21 protein-coding genes and 2 tRNA genes are annotated in these 17,699 nt (G+C 66.0%); 9 read left to right on the forward strand and 14 right to left on the reverse strand.

Annotated elements, in window-relative coordinates; translation table 11 throughout:
* Positions 1-43 precede the first annotated feature (43 nt).
* The 6 genes from N8A90_RS22305 (at position 44) to hemP (ending at position 3,394) form a co-directional block, all read left to right on the forward strand.
* Positions 44-724 (forward strand): Fe2+-dependent dioxygenase, encoded by a 681-nt coding sequence (locus N8A90_RS22305; RefSeq protein WP_262077415.1) that lies wholly within the window; start codon positions 44-46, stop codon positions 722-724.
* A 111-nt stretch (positions 725-835) separates the two neighbouring features.
* On the forward strand, positions 836-1,108 hold the full coding sequence (locus N8A90_RS22310; RefSeq protein ID WP_262077416.1) for a bacterioferritin-associated ferredoxin: 273 nt from the start codon (positions 836-838) through the stop codon (positions 1,106-1,108).
* Between the two features lie 97 nt (positions 1,109-1,205).
* Positions 1,206-1,928: an energy transducer TonB gene (locus tag N8A90_RS22315; RefSeq protein WP_410087732.1), complete on the forward strand. Its 723-nt coding sequence runs from the start codon at positions 1,206-1,208 to the stop codon at positions 1,926-1,928.
* 18 nt (positions 1,929-1,946) lie between these two features.
* On the forward strand, positions 1,947-2,657 hold the full coding sequence (locus tag N8A90_RS22320) for a MotA/TolQ/ExbB proton channel family protein (RefSeq protein WP_262077418.1): 711 nt from the start codon (positions 1,947-1,949) through the stop codon (positions 2,655-2,657).
* A gap of 5 nt (positions 2,658-2,662) precedes the next feature.
* A complete protein-coding gene (locus N8A90_RS22325) occupies positions 2,663-3,079 on the forward strand; it encodes an ExbD/TolR family protein (protein ID WP_262077419.1) in 417 nt (138 codons plus the stop codon).
* 102 nt (positions 3,080-3,181) lie between these two features.
* Complete coding sequence (gene hemP, locus N8A90_RS22330) at positions 3,182-3,394, forward strand: hemin uptake protein HemP (RefSeq protein WP_262077420.1); 213 nt, start codon at positions 3,182-3,184, stop codon at positions 3,392-3,394.
* A 189-nt stretch (positions 3,395-3,583) separates the two neighbouring features.
* Here the strand turns inward: hemP and N8A90_RS22335 are convergent, their stop codons facing one another.
* Positions 3,584-3,991: a GlcG/HbpS family heme-binding protein gene (locus N8A90_RS22335; protein WP_262077421.1), complete on the reverse strand. Its 408-nt coding sequence runs from the start codon at positions 3,989-3,991 to the stop codon at positions 3,584-3,586.
* Positions 3,992-4,158: 167 nt separating this feature from the next.
* Here N8A90_RS22335 and N8A90_RS22340 point away from each other — a divergent pair, with 167 nt between their 5' ends.
* Positions 4,159-4,860, forward strand: a complete 702-nt coding sequence (locus N8A90_RS22340) for a Bax inhibitor-1/YccA family protein (RefSeq protein ID WP_262077422.1) — start codon at positions 4,159-4,161, stop codon at positions 4,858-4,860.
* A gap of 46 nt (positions 4,861-4,906) precedes the next feature.
* Here N8A90_RS22340 and rlmD read toward each other — a convergent pair whose 3' ends face one another.
* From rlmD to surE, 4 genes are all read right to left on the reverse strand, one after another.
* Positions 4,907-6,352 (reverse strand): 23S rRNA (uracil(1939)-C(5))-methyltransferase RlmD, encoded by a 1,446-nt coding sequence (gene rlmD, locus N8A90_RS22345; protein ID WP_262077423.1) that lies wholly within the window; start codon positions 6,350-6,352, stop codon positions 4,907-4,909.
* Positions 6,353-6,426: 74 nt separating this feature from the next.
* Positions 6,427-7,317, reverse strand: a complete 891-nt coding sequence (locus tag N8A90_RS22350) for a peptidoglycan DD-metalloendopeptidase family protein (protein ID WP_262077424.1) — start codon at positions 7,315-7,317, stop codon at positions 6,427-6,429.
* An 11-nt stretch (positions 7,318-7,328) separates the two neighbouring features.
* The gene (locus N8A90_RS22355) at positions 7,329-8,111 is read right to left on the reverse strand and encodes a protein-L-isoaspartate(D-aspartate) O-methyltransferase (protein ID WP_410087730.1); all 783 of its coding nucleotides are present in this window, start codon (positions 8,109-8,111) and stop codon (positions 7,329-7,331) included.
* A gap of 37 nt (positions 8,112-8,148) precedes the next feature.
* A complete protein-coding gene (gene surE, locus N8A90_RS22360; RefSeq protein ID WP_262077426.1) occupies positions 8,149-8,907 on the reverse strand; it encodes a 5'/3'-nucleotidase SurE in 759 nt (252 codons plus the stop codon).
* A gap of 124 nt (positions 8,908-9,031) precedes the next feature.
* Between surE and N8A90_RS22365 the strand changes: the two genes are divergently transcribed.
* Entirely contained in the window at positions 9,032-10,018 is a 987-nt protein-coding gene (locus tag N8A90_RS22365) for an NADPH:quinone oxidoreductase family protein (RefSeq protein WP_262077427.1), read from the forward strand.
* Between the two features lie 76 nt (positions 10,019-10,094).
* Here the strand turns inward: N8A90_RS22365 and N8A90_RS22370 are convergent, their stop codons facing one another.
* The 7 genes from N8A90_RS22370 to N8A90_RS22400 all read right to left on the reverse strand — a co-directional run bounded on the left by N8A90_RS22370 (position 10,095) and on the right by N8A90_RS22400 (position 15,169).
* Entirely contained in the window at positions 10,095-10,430 is a 336-nt protein-coding gene (locus N8A90_RS22370; RefSeq protein ID WP_262077428.1) for an H-NS histone family protein, read from the reverse strand.
* A gap of 121 nt (positions 10,431-10,551) precedes the next feature.
* Positions 10,552-10,627, reverse strand: a tRNA-His gene (locus N8A90_RS22375).
* 29 nt (positions 10,628-10,656) lie between these two features.
* The gene (locus N8A90_RS22380) at positions 10,657-12,567 is read right to left on the reverse strand and encodes a SurA N-terminal domain-containing protein (RefSeq protein WP_262077429.1); all 1,911 of its coding nucleotides are present in this window, start codon (positions 12,565-12,567) and stop codon (positions 10,657-10,659) included.
* A gap of 75 nt (positions 12,568-12,642) precedes the next feature.
* A tRNA-Val gene (locus tag N8A90_RS22385) sits at positions 12,643-12,718 on the reverse strand.
* 16 nt (positions 12,719-12,734) lie between these two features.
* Positions 12,735-13,007, reverse strand: coding sequence for an HU family DNA-binding protein (locus N8A90_RS22390; RefSeq protein WP_140842779.1), 273 nt, complete (start codon positions 13,005-13,007; stop codon positions 12,735-12,737).
* A gap of 216 nt (positions 13,008-13,223) precedes the next feature.
* Positions 13,224-14,309, reverse strand: coding sequence for a tartrate dehydrogenase (locus N8A90_RS22395; protein ID WP_262077430.1), 1,086 nt, complete (start codon positions 14,307-14,309; stop codon positions 13,224-13,226).
* 26 nt (positions 14,310-14,335) lie between these two features.
* Positions 14,336-15,169 (reverse strand): alpha/beta fold hydrolase, encoded by an 834-nt coding sequence (locus tag N8A90_RS22400; RefSeq protein ID WP_262077454.1) that lies wholly within the window; start codon positions 15,167-15,169, stop codon positions 14,336-14,338.
* A gap of 119 nt (positions 15,170-15,288) precedes the next feature.
* On the opposite strand from N8A90_RS22400, the gene N8A90_RS22405 reads away from it, so the two are divergent.
* Complete coding sequence (locus tag N8A90_RS22405; RefSeq protein WP_262077431.1) at positions 15,289-16,215, forward strand: LysR family transcriptional regulator; 927 nt, start codon at positions 15,289-15,291, stop codon at positions 16,213-16,215.
* On the opposite strand, the gene N8A90_RS22410 is transcribed toward N8A90_RS22405, so the two are convergent.
* Entirely contained in the window at positions 16,212-17,096 is an 885-nt protein-coding gene (locus N8A90_RS22410) for a DMT family transporter (protein WP_262077432.1), read from the reverse strand. The genes N8A90_RS22405 and N8A90_RS22410 overlap by 4 nt on opposite strands.
* The gene (pgsA, locus tag N8A90_RS22415) at positions 17,093-17,659 is read right to left on the reverse strand and encodes a CDP-diacylglycerol--glycerol-3-phosphate 3-phosphatidyltransferase (protein WP_262077433.1); all 567 of its coding nucleotides are present in this window, start codon (positions 17,657-17,659) and stop codon (positions 17,093-17,095) included. Before pgsA ends, N8A90_RS22410 begins: the two co-directional genes overlap by 4 nt.
* Between the last annotated feature and the right edge of the window lie 40 nt (positions 17,660-17,699).

The raw sequence follows: 17,699 nt of genomic DNA on the forward strand, positions 1-17,699 counted from the left end.
CGGCCCTTCGGCCGGGGCTTTTTCCTTTGGAAAGCCTCACCTCATGATGCTGCATGTCCCCGACGTATTGAGTTCCGCCGAAGTGCGCGGGTTGCGCGACGCGCTGGAGGCCGCCGAGTGGGTGGACGGCCGCGAAACAGTGGGCGCGCAGGGCGCACAGGTCAAGCACAACCGGCAGTTGCCTGAGCACTCCCCCGTCAGCCAGGAACTCGGCCGAAGCGTACTGGCCGCCCTGGCACGGCACCCGCTCTTCTTCTCCGCCGCACTGCCTCTGCGCTTCGTGCCGCCTCTCTTCAATCGCTACGAGGGTGGCGAAAACTACGGGCTGCACATCGATGGTTCGGTACGCACGGTGCCGGGCACCGGCGTGCAGTTGCGCACCGACCTGTCGTGCACGCTCTTTCTCTGCGATCCGGACGACTACGAAGGGGGTGATATCGAAGTGGTGGACACCTACGGCACGCACGAGGTGAAGCTGCCGGCCGGCGACCTGATCCTGTACCCGTCGAGCAGCCTGCATCGGGTGCACCCCGTCACCCGCGGCGCGCGAATCTGTTCTTTCTTCTGGCTCCAGAGCATGGTCCGTGACGACCAGCGGCGCGGGATGCTCTTCGAGCTCGACCAGTCGATCCAGAAGTTAAGGGGCCGCCTGGGTGACACCGAAGAAACGGTGGCACTCACAGGCCACTACCACAACCTCCTCCGGATGTGGTCGGAGTTGTGAGCCGCAAGGCCGACCGGCCGTCAAGGGCAACGCCATAACAATTGCAAATGCGACGAATTCGTATTTATAATCGGACTCCTTCAACCAGCCAGCCAAAGCGCCCTCACTGCCATGATCGTCTGCGTGTGCCGCCGAGTGTCCGACCGGGAAATCGCCCGCCATGCGCGCGCCGGCATGACCTTCGACGAAGTGCAGTTTGAACTGGGGGTGGCCACGCAGTGCGGCCAATGCGAGGGATGCGCCCGCGACGTGGTCGCGCAGTGCAGCGCCTCGCATCCTGTCGCAGCGCTTCACCGCGGCGACGGGACCCGGGCCATCCAGCTTGCCACTTCCATTCAGGAGAGCAACGCATGGAATTCCTCACGGCACTCGCTGGCAGCCTGATTTTCGTCGCCGGCTCGGTCTGGTGGATCTTTCGCAAGTAGACAGCGGTTTGAGCTGCAAGTAGGGTGTGCCCTGGCATGCTCCGATCGATGGGTAAATCGTGTCCGACCGCTTTTCTTCGTCTCCCCCCACCGTGCTGGGCCTGTCGCGCAACGCGGTCATCGCCGGCAGCGTGGTGCTGTTCCACGTGGCTGCGCTCTGGGCGCTGCAGAGCGGACTGATCCGCAAGGCCGCCGAAGTGGTGATTCCCGTGGAAATCCTGAGCGAGCTCATCGAGCCGCCCAAGCCCAAGGACCCGCCGCCACCACCGCCTCCGCCTCCTCCGGCCCCCAAGCCCAAAGAAGTCCGGACGCCGCCACCGCCGCGTCAGATGGCCATCCGCACGCCGGCACCTGCGCCGGATGCGCCCATCGGCGTCATTGAACCGCCTCCTCCGTCACCCGCACCACAAGTGCCTCCGGCACCGCCAGCACCGCCAGCACCGCCGGCACCTCCACCTGCACCCCCAGCACCGCCTGTCTTGAAGCAGGTCGAGTTAACCGAGGGACAGACGCGATACATCCACGAGCCAAGAGCCGTATTCCCGGTCATGAGCAAGCGCTTGGGCGAAACCGGTACCGTTATCGTCTCGGTCTACTACAACGCGCAGGGCATTCCTAAGCGCGCAGAGATTTTCAAGTCGAGCGGTTATGACCGACTCGACCAAGCGGCGCGCGAAGCCGTGATGTCTTCACAGATCACGCCCATCAGGCAGCCGGGGATTGACGAGTCCACTGTCTTCGTGTTCAAGGCGCCGATCAGATTCGTACTTTCTCAATAACCTCTTGGAGCTGCAGCAATGGATTCCCACTTTGGCCTGATGAACCTATGGAGTCAGGGCGACATCGTCACCAAGGCCGTCGCCGTGCTGCTGATCGGCATGTCGCTCGCGTCCTGGATCGTGATCTTCATCAAGGCGCTGGACGTCATCAAGTACAAGCGCCTGGCGAAGCACTCGCAGGATTTCTGGCACAGCGAGGACTTCGCCACCGCGCTGAACAAGCTCGGCAAGGACGAAAGCAACCCTTTCCGCGCGCTGGCCCTCGAAGGCCGCGAAGCCGCGGCGCACCATCGCAACACCAAGGTGCATCTGCACGACGCGCTCGACGTGAGCGACTGGATCACGCGTTCGCTGCGCAACGGCATCGACGAATTCACCGCGCGCCTGCAATCCGGCCTGGCCGTGCTGGCCTCGGTCGGCTCGACCGCGCCGTTCATCGGCCTCTTCGGCACGGTGTGGGGCATCTACCACGCACTGATGAGCATCAGCTCGGCCGGCCAGGCCACCATCGACAAGGTCGCCGGCCCGATCGGCGAGGCGCTCATCATGACGGCGCTCGGCCTCGCGGTCGCCATCCCCGCCGTGCTGGGCTACAACGCGCTGGTGCGCGGCAACAAGTTCGTGCTGACCAAGCTCAACAGCTTCGCGCACGACCTGCATGCCTACTTCGTGACCGGCGCGCGCGTGCAGTCGACCGACGCGACCATCGTGCCGCTCAAGAAGGGGTAACCGCCATGGCCTTCGGAACCCAAGACGAACCCGATGAGGTGATGAACGAGATCAACATGACGCCGCTGGTCGACGTCATGCTGGTGCTGCTGATCATCTTCATCATCACCGTGCCGGTGATGAAGCACGCCGTGAACATCGACCTGCCCCAGGCCACCAGCGAGCCGGAACAGACCAAGCCGCAGAACATCCTGTTCACCGTGGCGGCCGACGGCACCTATTACTGGAACGAGAACAAGATCGAGGACAGCGCGCTCAAGACACGGCTGGCCGCCGAGGCGGCCAAGGATCCGCAGCCCGAACTGCACATCCGCGGCGACAAGGCGGTGCGCTACGAGCGCGTCGCGCAGGCGATGTCCGCTGCGCGCGAAGCCGGCGTGCGCAAGATCGGGTTCATCACCGAGCCCGACGCGGCGAAGTAACGGGCCCTCGACCGGCGGCTGAAACAAATAAATCGATCGCGCCGATTGACTTTTTTATTGAGAATAAATATCATTCAATAATCGTTCGCCAAAGGAACCCAGATGCCCGCAACACCCAACGCCTTCTCCGTTCTGAGCCATCCCTCGCTCGACCAGTCGGGCAGTGGCACGGGGTCGTTACCTGTCGCCCGGCCAGCGCCCCTGGTCGAAAGCACCGAATTGCTGCGTGGCAGCAAGACCGTGGGCATCATGCACAACGGCTCGCTCTACCGCCTGCAAGCCACCAAACTCGGCAAGCTGATCCTCACCAAGTGATCGCGATCAGCCCGCCCCTCGCGCAAGTTTCATCGTGGGGCGACTCGAGGAGATCACTCTCCGAAGGGTCGTTTTTTGCTAGCCAACGGTTCGCCGACTAGCCAAGCTTTTTTTCCACCTTGACACCGCTTCAACGAAAACGCCGACCCTCAGGTCGGCGTTTTGCTTTGCAACGGCCGGTTGCGAATCTCAGAGACCGAGCGCTGCGATGCCGGCCTTGGCGATCTGTGCGTCTTCGTTCGACTTCACGCCGCTCACACCCACCGCCCCGATCACGTGGCCGTCCTTCATGATCGGCACACCGCCCTCGAGCAGCCCCTGCACCACCGGTGCCGTCAGGAACGCGGTGCGTCCGCCATTGATGATGTCTTCGTAGACCTTGCTGTCGCGACGGCCCATCGCCGCCGTGTGGGCCTTGGCCGGCGCGATGTGCGACGACAGCGCTGCGGCGCCATCCAGACGCTGCAGCCACAGCAGGTTGCCTGCGTCGTCCGAGATCGCGATCGTCACGGCCCAGTTGTTCTTGAGCGCTTCGGCTTCGGCAGCTGCCGCGATGGCCTTGACGTCGGCGAGTTCGAGAAAGGACTTGGTCTTCATGGCTGGAACGGGTGGTTGGAAAAGCCTGCAAGCATAGCGCGCGCATCCGCTTGGCCGTTTTCCGGATGCCGGAACAGGGGCATGCGCTTTTTGTCACGAACCGGCTGGCCCGCGTCCTAAAATGAGCGCTGACCTGCAGTCCGCAGCCAACCCCAGGAGTTTCAGCAATGAACGACCGCGTCAACACCCTCGACACCGCCGTCGGCTATGGCCAGACCCTGCCTCAGGCGGAGCGCCAGCGCGTCCTGCGCAACACCTACTGGCTGCTGGCCCTGAGCCTGCTGCCCACCGTTCTGGGCGCCTGGATGGGCGTGGCCACCGGCATCACCCGTTCGCTCACGGGCGGCCTCGGCCTCATCGTGTTCATGGGCGGCGCCTTCGGCTTCATGTTCGCCATCGAGAAAACCAAGAACTCGGCCGCCGGCGTGCCGGTGCTGCTGGCCTTCACCTTCTTCATGGGCCTGATGCTGTCGCGGCTGATCGCCATGGTGCTGGGTTTCAAGAACGGCTCCGACCTCATCATGATCGCGTTCGGCGGCACAGCCGGCGTGTTCTTCGCGATGGCGTCGCTCGCCACCGTCATCAAGCGCGACCTGTCGAGCATGGGCAAGTGGCTCTTCGTCGGCGCCATGGTGCTGATGGTGGGTGCGGTCATCAACATCTTCGTCGGATCGAGCGCGGGCATGATGGCGATCTCGGTGGCTGCCATCGCGATCTTCTCGGCCTACATGCTGTACGACCTGAAGCAGATCATCGACGGCGGCGAGACCAACTACATCAGCGCGACACTGGCGCTTTACTTGGATCTCTTCAACGTGTTCCAGAGCCTGCTGGCGCTGCTCGGCATCTTCGGCGGCGAGCGCGACTGACCGGTTCGCCCGCTCCATACAAGAAAGGCCCCGTCGGGGCCTTTCTTCATGGCCGGTCGAAGACGGCGATCGATTCGACGTGCGCCGTGTGCGGAAACATGTTGACCACGCCGGCCGCCGTGCAGCGGTACCCGGCCTGATGCACCAGCAGGCCGGCGTCGCGCGCCAGCGTCGACGGGTTGCAGCTCACGTAGACGATGCGCTTCGGCGCCGTCCAGCCTGAGGGCAGTCCACCTTCCTGCTGATGCAGGTCGGCCAAGGCCTTGGCCAGCGCGAAGGCGCCTTCGCGCGGCGGGTCGACCAGCCATTTGTCGGCGGCGCCATCGGCCACCAGCATCTCCGGCGTCATCTCGAACAGGTTGCGCGCCACGAAGCGCGTGGGCGCCAGCGCGCCGCGCGGCGGCACGGCCGGGCGGTTGCGCTCGAAGTTGTCGGTGGCCCGGCCGACCAGCGTGTCGCTGCCCTCGATACCCAGCACCTCGCGCGCACGCGTGGCCAGTGGCAGCGTGAAATTTCCCAGGCCGCAGAACCAGTCGATCACGCGCTCGTCGGCCTGCACGTCGAGCAGCCGGAGGGCGCGCCCGACCAGCACGCGGTTGATGTGCGGGTTGACCTGCGTGAAGTCCGTCGGTTTGAATGGCATCGTGACGCCGAAAGCAGGCAGGGCATAGGACAGCACCGGGCCGCCCTCGTCGAGCAACTTGACCGTGTCCGGCCCCTTGGGCTGCAGCCACCACTGCACGCCAGGGTTCAACGACGCGAAGTCGCGCAGGCGCTGCAGGTCAGCGGCGGACAGCGGCTCCAGATGGCGCAGCACCAAAGCGATCACGCCCAGCCCGATGCCGTCCGGCGCATCGCCGCAGGCCAGTTCGATCTGCGGACACGTGTCGTGGGCGTCGAGCGAACCGATGAGCGCGCGCAGCGGCATCAGCATGTCGCTCACCGGCGCGGGCAGCACCGGACACACTTGCATGTCGGCGAGGTAGCGGCTCTTGCGCTCGTGAAAGCCGATCAGCACCGTGCCCTTCTTCACCACGTGACGCACCGACAGCCGCGCCCGATAGCGGTAGTGCCAGGCCGGCCCTTCCAGCGGACGCAACACGTTCTCGGGCTTCACCTTGCCGAGGTGCCACAGGTTGTCTTCCAGCGCCCGCTGCTTGACCGCCACCTGGGCCACCGCGTCGAGGTGCTGCATCTTGCAGCCGCCGCAGGCGCCGGTGTGCAGCCCGAAGTGCGGACAGCCGGGGCGCACGCGCTGAGACGACTCGCGGCGGATCGCGCTGACCGTACCCTGGGCCCAGTTGTTCTTCTTGCGATGCTGGTTGAACTGCACTTCCTCGAAGGGCAAGGCGCCTTCGATGAACACCACCATCCCGTCTGCCTTGTGGGCCACGCCCTGGGCCTCGAGGTCGAGCGACTCGACGGTCAGCCATTCATCGCGGGCATCGGGGGCAGCCGGGGCCGTGCCGCCTTTTTCTGTCTTTTCGGTCATGCTGGATTGTCTCAGGCGGCCCGATGCCGCACGGCGCGCGCTGGGGCGCGCCGTCGTCGTGGGGATGCGGCGGGCTACTGGCGCGAGGGCAGATAACGCGCCGGGTCGACCGGCTTGCCCTGGCGGCGGATCTCGAAGTGGAGCTTCACACGGTCGGCATCGCTGTTGCCCATTTCCGCGATCTTCTGCCCCTTCTGCACCGACTGGTCTTCCTTCACCAGCAGCGCCTGGTTGTGCGCATAGGCGGTGAGGTAGGTGTTGTTGTGCTTCAGGATGATGAGGTTGCCGTAGCCGCGCAATCCGGCGCCGGCGTACACCACACGCCCATCGGCCGCGGCGAGCACCGAATCGCCCGCCTTGCCGCTGATGTCCAGGCCCTTGTTCTTGGCTTCGTCGAAACCGGCGATAAGCGTGCCGTGCGCAGGCCAGATCCAGCCGAGGTCGTCGTCACCCGACGCCGCAGCAGGCGGCGTCGCCGGCTTGGCCGGGGCACTGGCCGCCGCCCCGGGTGCCGACGGCGTCACGGTGGCTTGCGGCGCGACCGGCCGCGTCACGACGCCGTTGGGCTCTACCGTGGCCGCCGCCGCGACGCTGGCGCCCGGCGCGATCACCCGCAGGACCTGCCCGACTTCGATCAGGTCCGGATTGTCGAGGTTGTTCCAGCGCGCGATGTTCTGCCAGGTCTGGCCGGTCTCGCTGGCAATGCGGCGGATGGTGTCACCGGGACGCACGGCGTAGTAGCCCGGCTTGCCGTAGTTCTCGATGCCCGGCAGCGGTTTGCCGGACGCGTCGGTGGTGATGGGTGGAAGACCCGGCGCAAGCGGGGTGGTACTGCCGTTGCCGCGGGCCATGATGCCGCGGTCTTCGACCGGCACGGGACCGCTCGGCGAAGCACACCCTGCAACCACGAGCACCGACGCCAACATCAAACCAGCCGCCCAGCGCCGATTGCCAAAACCCTGCATGTGTTCGTCCTTCAAGCAATCCCCGATTTTAGGGGGACAAAATGAACCGCCTCAAGAACGCGGCGTTGCAGTCCCGTGACGGTTTTATCGATCACGACCAATGCCTGTCCGCCGCCGGGCGAATGGGTCGGCGCCACGATGCGCCCGCCGACCGCCAACTGCTCGACCCAGGCGTCGGGCACGGCCTCGCCGCCCGCCGCCGCAATGATGCCGGCGTAGGGTCCGCCCTTGGCATAGCCCACCATGCCGTCGCCGAGCAGGAGGTGCACCGTCGCCAGCCGGAACGGCCGCAGGTTCGCCCGGGCGCGCTCGTGCAACCCGCGCAGCCGTTCGATGCTGTAGACCTCGCTCGCCACGTGGCTCAGCACGGTGGCCTGATAGCCGCATCCGGTGCCGATCTCCAGCACCCGGCCCAGCCTTTCGTTCGGCTTGCCGGCCAGCGCCGGTGCCCCGAGCAGCAGTTCGATCATGCGCGCCACCACGTTGGGCTTGGAGATCGTCTGGCCCAGGCCGATCGGCAGGCTGGTGTCCTCGTAGGCCTGGTTGACGAGCGCGCTGTCGACGAAACGATGCCGCTCGACCGCGCCCATGGCCCGCAGCACGCGCGCATCGGCCACGCCTTGCGCGGCCAGACGCTGCACCATCCGTGCACGGATGGCGTCGGAAGCCATCGATGGCGCGGTCGGCACCAGAGGGCGAACCGGGACGGCGGGTTGACGGCCTCGGGTGACGGCGGATGCCGTGGGCGTCAGACGCACCGGGAACCCCGGCCTCGAAGGCGGCTTGGATGACATCAGCGGCAGCTCCCGCTGCGCGACAGGGGGCGCACGGTCACCGCAGCAGACGCGTCACGGTGTCGCGCCATTGGCCGAGATTGGCGTGGTCCGTCAAATCGATCTGCAAGGGCGTGAGCGCCACATGGCCTTCGGACGTGGCATGGAAATCGGTGCCTTCGCCGCTATCCTTGGCGCCCCCGGCACCGGCGATCCAGTACATGGTTTCGCCGCGCGGACTCTCCTGGGTGATCACCTTTTCCGCCGCATGCCGGCGACCGAGACGACAGACCTTGATGGGCTTCAACGCGTCGAAAGGCCGGTTCGGAATGTTGACGTTCAACAGCCACGCCGGCCCTTCGAGCATGCGCTCGCGCTCGATGCGTTCGACTAGGCGGCGTGCGACCTGCGCAGCCGCATCGATATGCGCCCAGCCCTTTTCGATCTGCGAGAAGGCGATGGCCGGAACGCCGAAGAGGTAGGCCTCCATCGCCGCGCCGACGGTCCCGGAATAGATGGTGTCGTCGCCCATGTTGGCGCCGTTGTTGATCCCCGACACGACCAGGTCGGGCCTGTAGCCGAGCACCCCCTTGAGCGCGATGTGCACGCAATCGGCGGGCGTGCCCGTGACGTAGCGAAATCCGTTGTGGGCCTGGTGAACGTACAGCGGTGCGGCCAGCGTCAGCGCATTCGACTTGGCGCTGTTGTTGTGCTCCGGGGCGATCACCTCGACATCGGCGAGGTCCTTGAGCGCATCGTTCAGGGCGACGATGCCGGGAGCCTGGAAGCCGTCGTCGTTGGAAATGAGTATCTTCATGGCATCTGGGAGTGCGCGCGATTGTAGGCCGCGGGCCGGTCGCCGCAGGGACAAGAAGCGCATCCCGTGCCCCCTATCATGGGCCGCACCCCGGTCCGAGCGACCCATCGAAGGAGACATCTGCATGCATGCCTGGCTTTGCGACAACCCGACCGGCGTCGACGCGCTGAACTGGAAGGAACTGCCCACGCCCACCCCCGGCCCGGGGCAGGTGCTGATCGAGATCAAGGCCGCGAGCCTGAACTTCCCCGACCTCTTGATCGTCCAGAACAAATACCAGATGAAGCCGCCGCTGCCCTTCGTGCCGGGTTCGGAGTACGCAGGCGTCGTGCAGTCCGTCGGCGACGGCGTCACCCACCTCGAGCCCGGCCAACACGTGGCCTGCCTCTCCGGCACCGGCGGCTTCGCCACGCACGTGATCGCGCCAGCCGCGCTGTGCATGCCCTTGCCCGCGGGCTTCGACCTGATCGACGCGGCCGCCTTCATCATGACCTACGGCACGTCGTGGCACGCGCTCATGGACCGGGCACAACTGAAGGCCGGAGAAACGGTGCTGGTCCTCGGTGCGGCGGGCGGCGTTGGCACGGCCGCAATCCAGATCGCCAAGGCCGCCGGCGCGACGGTAATAGCCGCCGCATCGACCGACGAGAAATGCGCGCTCTGCGAATCGCTCGGCGCCGACCGCAGCATCAATTACACGACGCACGCCCTGCCGACCGGCTTTCGCGATGCGATCAAGGAAGCCACCGGCGGCCAGGGGCCCGACGTGATCTACGACCCGGTCGGCGGCGACTTCGCCGAACCGGCATTCCGCTCCATTGCATGGCGCGGTCGCTATCTCGTGGTCGGATTCGCTGGAGGCGCCATTCCCGCGCTTCCGCTCAATCTGACGCTGCTCAAGGGTGCATCGATTGTCGGCGTGTTCTGGGGCGACTTCGCCCGGCGCGAACCGAAGGCGAATGCACGAATGATGTCGGAATTGGCGACGTGGTATGCGCAGGGAAAGATCAAGCCGGTGATCGACAGCACCATGCCCATGGCCGAATTGAAAGCGGCCTATGCCCACATGGGTTCGCGGAGCGTCAAAGGCAAGCTGGTGATGGTGAACTGACCACGAGACAACGCCAACGAAAAAGGCCCGCATCTGCGGGCCTTTTGCACGGCGCCGTCGGCGCAAAACGCGTTACTTAGATCTCGTAATCGGAGAGCGACTTGCCCGCTGCGAGCACCTCGGTGACCCAGCGCGGCTTGCGGCCACGGCCACCCGACCACGTCTCGCCCGACGGACCGCGGTACTTGGCAGCTTTCGCAGGTGCCGCGCTCACGCTGCGCTTGCCTGCAGCCCGCGTCGACAGCTTGAGGTCCGCAGCCGTCAAACCGAATTCCGCAATCTTCAGGCGAATCTCCTCGATCACCCCGGCGCGTTCGTGATTGCGCAGCTCCTCGGCTTGCTTGCGCAATTGCGCAATGTGCTCTTCGTTCTTTTTGATCTGCGAATTGATGTCGGCGAGAGTAGATGCCATTTGAGCGTCCCAGAGTCGGTTTGAGAAAAGTGGAATTTTAATTCAGAACGCAATAGCCACAAGTACCCAAAACAAAAAAAGCGCCCGTCTTACAACGGGCGCTTTTCTTATACGAAGCAGTTGGGGTGGCTGATGGGACTCGAACCCACGACGACCAGAATCACAATCTGGGACTCTACCAGCTGAGCTACAGCCACCGCAGAGCCGTCGATTATAGCGTCAGAAGTCAGCGGGCCGCCAGCTGATTCAGATCCGGCCGGGGCACCAGGATCTCCGCCTTGTAACGTGCCTTCAGCACGTTGTAGTAGGCGAGGTTCTCGGCGGCGGCCACGGCCTGGGCGAACTGCTCGCTCTCCTGCTTGGCCGCATCCGCGGCGGGTGCCGTGCGGCCCAGGCGCTTGACGACGCGCAGCACGGCATAGCCGTCTGCCCCCAGATCGACGCCTGCCAGCGCCGGCAATTGGGTCGCATCTGCACGCAGCGCGGCCTCGACGATCGGTTGCGGCTGCGCTTGCGGGTCGATGCGCGACAGTGTCACCGGCGCCCCCAGCGTGGCGCCGGCCGGGTTGCTGCGCCAGGCTGCCAGCTTGGCTTCGCCATCGGCCTTGGCGAGCGCTGCCGCCTTCTCGGCCACCAGCTGCGTTCGCACCTTGTCCTTGAGCTCCGCCAGGGGCACGGTGCGCGCCGGTGCGTATTGCACGATGCGGCCGGACGCGAGCTGGTTCGGGCCGATCTCGATGGCCTCCGTGTTGTGCTTGCGCTCCAGGGTGTCGGCGGCGAACAGCGCCTTCAGGAAGTTGGCGCTGGCCAATGCACCCGTGGCACCGGGCGCCGGCGTGCGCGTGACGTCGCTGGCCTTGCGAATGGTGAGCTTGAGCTTGTCGGCCGCCGGCTGCAGGCTGTCCGGCTGCTGGTACACGGCGTCGGTGAAGGCCTCGGCGGCCTTCGCGAACTCCTGCGTGGCCTGCTGAGCGCGCACCTCGTTCTCGATCGTGGCGCGCGCCTGTTCGAAGGGCTGCACCACACCGGGCTTGATATCGTCGAGCTTGATGATGTGATAGCCGAATTCGGTTTCGACGATATTGCTGATCTCGCCCTTCTTCAGCGCGAACATCGCGTCCTCGAAGGGCTTGACCATCGCACCACGCGACACGAAGTCGAGGTCGCCGCCCTTCTCCGCGGACCCCGGGTCCTGCGAGTTCTTGCGGGCCACCGCGGCGAAGGTGTCGGGGGCCTTCTTCACCTCGGCGAGCAACTGCTCGGCCTTGGCGCGCGCGGCATCGCGCTCGGCCTTCGGTGCGCTGGCCGGCGCCGTGATCAGGATGTGGCTGGCGCGTCGCTCTTCGGGCGTGCCGAAGCGCGCGCTGTTCTGCTCGTAGTAACTCTTGAGGTCGGCGTCGCTCACCGAGATGTTCTTCTTCGCTGCGTCCAGATCGAGCACCAGGTACTCGACGCTCGCCTGTTCGGGCGCCTGGAACTGCGCGGTGTGATCCTTGTAGTAGGCCTCGATGTCCGCGTCGCTCACCGTCACCTTCGCTGTGTAATCGGCCGGGTTGAAGCGAGCGATCTGCACCTCGCGTCGGTCGAAGAAGGCGTCGAGCGTGAGCTGCGCCTGGGCCGGTGTCGCGAAGGCGGTGCCCGTCACGCCCAGCAGCACCTGCTGCGTCGCCATGCTGCCGCGCACGGCCGCTTCGTACTGCTCGGGGGTCTGGCCGGTGGCCATCTGGAAACGCTCGCGATCGAAGCGGCCGTCCGCGGTGCGGAAGGACGCCAGGCCGGTGTCTTCGGCGAACAGGCGTGTCAGCCGTTCCTCCGACACCGTCATGTTCGTCTTCGCGGCCGCAGCGGCCAGCACGCGGTCACGCACCATGCGCTCGAGCGTCGCGTAACGCGCGGCGTCCGAATCGAGCAGGGCCGGATCGACGTTGGGCGACTGGCGGCGGATGCGATCGACCTCATTGCGATGCTGCACGTCCCATTCCGGGCGCGTGATGTCGTGGCCGTCGACGCGAGCGACCTTCTCGCCCTTCTGGTCGCCCTGGTAACGGTCCACACCGAACAGGACGAAGGACGGAATGATCAGCACGAACAAGACGCCCATGACGATCTTGTTGTACTTGCGGAAGAACTCGAACATGCTTGAACGCTCTCTCTGTGACGGTTGCCGAAGGCAAAACAAAAAAGGCGAACTCGTGTTCGCCTTATTGCCGGGTGGTGGGTGCTGAGGGGCTCGAACCCCCGACCTACGCCTTGTAAGGGCGCCGCTCTACCAGCTGAGCTAAGCACCCCCGAGGAAGAAGTATCTCAGTTCAGCGCGTCTTTCAGCGCCTTGCCGGGACGGAACTTCGGGATCTTGGCGGCCTTGATTTTAATCGCGTCGCCGGTGCGCGGATTGCGACCGGTGCGCGCAGCGCGCTTGCCCACTGCGAAAGTCCCGAAACCGACGAGCGACACGGAGTTGCCCTTCTTGAGCGTGGTACGAATGGCGCCGATGGTGGACTCGAGTGCGCGCGTGGCGGCGGCTTTGGAGATGTCGGCGTTTTTTGCGATGTGCTCAATCAGTTCGGTCTTGTTCACAAGAAGGGCCCCTCAGAGGAAAAGTGGATCGGGCGTCAGATGCGGTGGCAGGCCCCGCGACGGAACCCATGGCACGCGAATGGATGGCAGAGCTGACGTGTCGGCAGCAGACTGCCGACGACGATTACAACCACAGGGCTACGGAGTGTCAATAAGTCACAAGGCCGCGCGCCCGGCGGGGAGCGCGATTTTAGGGGCCTTTTGTGAACTCGTTTTTCAGAGGGCCTGCGCGATCGCGTGTCCCAGATCGGCCGTGCCCGCGGTTCCACCGATGTCGCGCGTGCGCGGTGCGCCGCTTTGGGGCGCAAGCACCTTCTCGATGGCCGCGAGGATCGCGTCGTGTGCGTCCTTGTGGCCGAGAAACTCCAGCATCATCGCGCCGCACCAGATCTGGCCGATGGGGTTCGCAATGCCCTGCCCTGCGATGTCGGGCGCCGACCCGTGAACCGGCTCGAACAGCGACGGAGTCGTGCGCTCGGGGTTGAGGTTCGCGCTCGGCGCGATGCCGATCGTGCCGGTGCAGGCCGGGCCGAGGTCCGACAGGATGTCGCCGAACAGGTTGCTGGCCACCACCACGTCGAAGAAGTCGGGCCGCTGCACGAAGTGTGCGGTGAGGATGTCGATGTGGAACTTGTCGAGCGTGATGCCGGGATAGTTCTTCGCCATGGCCGCCACCCGTTCGTCCCAGTACGGCATGGTGATCGAGATGCCGTTCGACTTCGTCGCGCTGGTCAGGTGCTTCTTCGGCCGCGACTGTGCCAGTTCGAAGGCGAACCTCAGCACGCGGTCCACGCCGATGCGCGACATGACCGTTTCCTGCACGACGATCTCCCGCGACGTGCCTTCGTACATGCGGCCGCCGATGCTCGAGTACTCGCCCTCGGTGTTCTCGCGCACGATGTACATGTCGATCTCGCCCGGCTCGCGCGGCGTGCCGTCACGACGCACCACCGGTGCCACGATGCCGGGCATGAGGCGCGCCGGACGCAGGTTGATGTACTGGTCGAACTCGCGGCGGAACAGCAGCAGCGAACCCCACAGCGAGATGTGGTCGGGGATCTTCTCGGGCCAGCCGACCGCGCCGAAGTAGATGGCATCGTGGCCGCCGATCTGGTCCTTCCAGTCGTCGGGCAGCATCTTCCCGTGCTTCTCGCAGTAGTCCCAGCTCGAGAAGTCGAAGTGGTCGAACTGGAGATCGATGCCGAACTTGCGTGCCGCGGCATCGAGCACGCGGATGCCCTCGGGCATGGTCTCCTTGCCGATGCCGTCGCCGGCGATGACTGCGATGCGATGGGTGCTCATGTGAAAGTCCTTGGAAGGTTTTTGTCTCAGGATCGGAAGAAAGAAAGGGCTTCGCGCACGACGTCGTCCGGCGCCTCTTCGGGAATGTAATGGCCGCACGGCACCGTGCCGCCCGACACGTCGTCGGCGCGCTCGCGCCACAGCGCGAGGACGTCGAAGCACTTCCCCACCACGCCGTGCGCGCCCCACAGCACGCGAATCGGCTGCGTGAGACGACGCGCCGCCGCGATGTCTTCGCGGTCGTGCACGAGGTCGATGCCGGCGGAGGCGCGGTAGTCCTCGCAGACCGCCTCGGCAGTGCCCGGAATCGCCGCGCAGCGTTCGTACTCGCCCAGCGCCTCCGGCGCGAAAGGCGCCAGACCCGCATGCCGCCCGCCCATCACGCTGCGCACGTAGCGCGACGGGTCGGACGCAAGCAGCGCCTCCGGCAAGGGCGGCGGCTGGATCAGGAAAAACCAGTGCCAGTAGGCACGCGCGAAGGCTTCGGAGGTGTTCTCGTACATCGCGAGCGTGGGCGCGATGTCGAGCAGCAGCATCCGCTCGACGGCCTGCGGATGATCGGCCGCCAGGCGATGCGCCACGCGCGCGCCGCGGTCGTGCGCCAGCACCTGGAAACGATCGAAGCCGTGGTGTTGCATCACCGCCATCGCATCGGCCGCCATCTCGCGCTTGCTGTAGACGCGGTGCTCGGCATCGGGCGTCGGCCGGCCAGAATCGCCGTAGCCGCGCAGGTCCATCAGGACGACCGTGAATCGCTCGGCCAGCAAAGGCGCAACGCGGTGCCAGATCACATGGGTCTGCGGATGCCCATGCAGCAGCAGCAACGCGGGGCCTCGGCCACCGATACGACCATGAAGCATGACGCCGCCGCGCACCACGTCGAAAGGAGTGAATTCATTCAGCACCGCGTGATTGTGCGTTGCTGCTTCCCAGGCTTCAAGCAACAATCATCGAATTGATTATTTCCACCGAGGCAGGAATGGAGCGCAGCGATCTCGAACTCGTCACCACCGTGCACGCGCGCGGCAGCCTCTCTGCCGCCGCCGTGACGCTGGGCGTCGCGCCCTCGGTCGTGACCAAGCGGCTGGCGGCGCTGGAAGCCCGGCTCGGGCAGCGCCTGTTCGAGCGCACCACGCGTCGCCTGCACCTCACGCCCGAGGGCGAGGCGGTGTGCCTGCACGCGGAGAAACTGCTCGAAGGCTTCGCGGCCCTGGAAGCCGAACTGAGCGACCGCCAGACCGCCCTGCGCGGCCCCTTGCGCATCGCGGCCACGCTGGGTTTCGGCCGCCGCTGGCTCGGGCCGGCGCTGGCCGAATTCCAGCAGCGCCATCCCGCGCTGCAGATCGATCTGGCGCTGAGCGAGCGTCTGCCCGACCTCGGGGCCGACGGCTACGACGGCGCCCTGTGGTTGTGGTCGGTGCAAGGCGCGCGCAGTTCGCAGTGGACCTCGCGCCGCCTCGCGCGCAACCAGCGCATCGTCGCCGCCTCGCCGGACTACCTGGCGCGCCACGGCACGCCGCGCGAACCGGTCGACCTGGCGAGCCATGCCTGCCTGGTCGTGCACGAGAACGCAGAAGCCCACAGCACCGCCCCCGCGCACTGGACGCTCAGGCACGACAAGGACAGCGCGCTGGTGCGGGTGCGCGTGCAAGGCCCGCTGTCGAGCAATTCGGGCGAACTGGTGCGCGACTGGTGCCTGGCCGGCCGCGGCGTGATGCTGCGCAGCCTGTGGGACATCGCACCGCAGATCGCGTCGGGCGAACTGCGCCGCGTTCTGCCGCAGTACGCGATGCCCGATGCGGACATCCACTGGGTCGCGCCCTGGCGGCCCAAGACGCCGCGTCGCGTGCGCCTGCTGGTGGAGTTCCTGGCCGAGCAGTTCCGCGGCGAGCCCTGGAAGCCTTAGCCTTTGGGCGCGCGCACGACCAGGCTGACGCCGATCGCCGTGATCGCCGTGCCGAGCAGCGTCAGCGCCGTGATCGGCTCCGAGAACAGCAGCCACGCCATGATCGCGGTGGTGGGTGGCACCAGGTACAGCAGGCTGGTAACGGCGGCGGCAGAACCGCGCTGGATCAGGATGTAGAAGAGCGAGCTGCCACCCAGCGACAGCACCAGCACCGACCAGGCCATGGCGCCGATCGACTGCGCATTCCAGACGATTGGCGCTGTCTCCAGCAGCGCCAGTGGCAGCGTCGCCACCAGGGCCGCAGCGAACTGCACCACGCTCGCACTGCGCACATCACAAGGCGCCACGAAGCGCTTCTGGTAGAGCGTGCCGACTGTGATGGACAGCAGCGCTGCCACGGCCAGCGACATCGTCTGGAGACTCACCTCGCCGCCGTCGCCAAACTTGCGCGACACCACCAGCACGAGCCCAGTCAGGCCCAGCAGCAGCCCGGCCCACTGACGCCGCGTGATGCTGCCGCCGCGCATCGACAGCCACACGCCGGTGAGCACCGGCTGCAGCCCCACCAGCAGCGCGACCAGGCCGGAACCCATGCCGATACGCACCGCGGCCCAGACACCCGCGAGGTAGCCGGCCTGCACCAGCACGCCGGTCACCATCAGGTGGCCCCATTGCGCACGGGTGGCCGGCCAGGCGACGCGCGCGAGTACCGCCCACAGCCCGAAGGCGACGAAGGTCAGCGCATAGCGCACGGCGAGGAATTTGAGCGGCGGCGCATACGGCATGCCGTAGCGCGCCACGATGAAGCCGGTCGCCCAGATGAGGACGAACACGCCCGGCATCACGCGCAGCCAGCCGGCGGCGCGCGCCGCCGACGTCATTTCGCGCGGGCCCGGATCTCGGGAATCGCCTTTTGCAGGTAATACACCATCGACCAGACGGTGAGCACGGCAGAAATCCAGATCAGCCACTGGCCCCACACCCCGGTCTCGATGACGCCGAACAGCACGCCATCGAACAGCAGGAAGGGAATGGCCACCATCTGCACCACGGTCTTGACCTTGCCGATCATGTGAACCGCCACGCTCTTACCGGCACCGATCTGCGCCATCCATTCGCGCAGCGCCGAGATGGCGATCTCGCGGCCGATGATGATGAGTGCGACGAACACGTCGGCGCGGTTCAGGTGCACCAGCACCAGCAGGGACGCGCAAACCAGGAACTTGTCGGCCACCGGGTCGAGAAAGGCGCCGAAGGCCGAGGTCTGGTTGAGCTTGCGCGCCAGAAAGCCGTCGAGCCAGTCGGTGGCCGCGAACACGATGAACATCACCGTGGCGATGAGGTTGCGCATCGGCTCGGCGATGGGCAGGTAGAAGACCCCCACGATCAGCGGAATCGCGACGATGCGCGTCCAGGTCATGATGGTGGGGAGCGTCCAGAACATGCGGCTGATTGTGGCATGGCCCCATGACGGCCCGGCCCGA

It is taken from the genome of Variovorax sp. N23 (assembly GCF_025486315.1).
Lineage (GTDB): Bacteria > Pseudomonadota > Gammaproteobacteria > Burkholderiales > Burkholderiaceae_C > Variovorax.

Bases quoted from the DNA above. Each gene is read 5' to 3' on its own strand.
- N8A90_RS22305 (WP_262077415.1), top strand. From the start codon at position 44: ATGATGCTGCATGTCCCCGACGTATTGAGTTCCGCCGAAGTGCGCGGG.
- N8A90_RS22310 (WP_262077416.1), top strand. From the start codon at position 836: ATGATCGTCTGCGTGTGCCGCCGAGTGTCCGACCGGGAAATCGCCCGC.
- N8A90_RS22320 (WP_262077418.1), top strand. From the start codon at position 1,947: ATGGATTCCCACTTTGGCCTGATGAACCTATGGAGTCAGGGCGACATC.
- N8A90_RS22325 (WP_262077419.1), top strand. From the start codon at position 2,663: ATGGCCTTCGGAACCCAAGACGAACCCGATGAGGTGATGAACGAGATC.
- hemP (WP_262077420.1), top strand. From the start codon at position 3,182: ATGCCCGCAACACCCAACGCCTTCTCCGTTCTGAGCCATCCCTCGCTC.
- N8A90_RS22335 (WP_262077421.1), bottom strand. From the start codon at position 3,991: ATGAAGACCAAGTCCTTTCTCGAACTCGCCGACGTCAAGGCCATCGCG.
- N8A90_RS22340 (WP_262077422.1), top strand. From the start codon at position 4,159: ATGAACGACCGCGTCAACACCCTCGACACCGCCGTCGGCTATGGCCAG.
- rlmD (WP_262077423.1), bottom strand. From the start codon at position 6,352: ATGACCGAAAAGACAGAAAAAGGCGGCACGGCCCCGGCTGCCCCCGAT.
- N8A90_RS22350 (WP_262077424.1), bottom strand. From the start codon at position 7,317: ATGCAGGGTTTTGGCAATCGGCGCTGGGCGGCTGGTTTGATGTTGGCG.
- N8A90_RS22355 (WP_410087730.1), bottom strand. From the start codon at position 8,111: ATGTCATCCAAGCCGCCTTCGAGGCCGGGGTTCCCGGTGCGTCTGACG.
- surE (WP_262077426.1), bottom strand. From the start codon at position 8,907: ATGAAGATACTCATTTCCAACGACGACGGCTTCCAGGCTCCCGGCATC.
- N8A90_RS22365 (WP_262077427.1), top strand. From the start codon at position 9,032: ATGCATGCCTGGCTTTGCGACAACCCGACCGGCGTCGACGCGCTGAAC.
- N8A90_RS22370 (WP_262077428.1), bottom strand. From the start codon at position 10,430: ATGGCATCTACTCTCGCCGACATCAATTCGCAGATCAAAAAGAACGAA.
- N8A90_RS22380 (WP_262077429.1), bottom strand. From the start codon at position 12,567: ATGTTCGAGTTCTTCCGCAAGTACAACAAGATCGTCATGGGCGTCTTG.
- N8A90_RS22395 (WP_262077430.1), bottom strand. From the start codon at position 14,309: ATGAGCACCCATCGCATCGCAGTCATCGCCGGCGACGGCATCGGCAAG.
- N8A90_RS22400 (WP_262077454.1), bottom strand. From the start codon at position 15,169: ATGCTTCATGGTCGTATCGGTGGCCGAGGCCCCGCGTTGCTGCTGCTG.
- N8A90_RS22405 (WP_262077431.1), top strand. From the start codon at position 15,289: ATGGAGCGCAGCGATCTCGAACTCGTCACCACCGTGCACGCGCGCGGC.
- N8A90_RS22410 (WP_262077432.1), bottom strand. From the start codon at position 17,096: ATGACGTCGGCGGCGCGCGCCGCCGGCTGGCTGCGCGTGATGCCGGGC.
- pgsA (WP_262077433.1), bottom strand. From the start codon at position 17,659: ATGTTCTGGACGCTCCCCACCATCATGACCTGGACGCGCATCGTCGCG.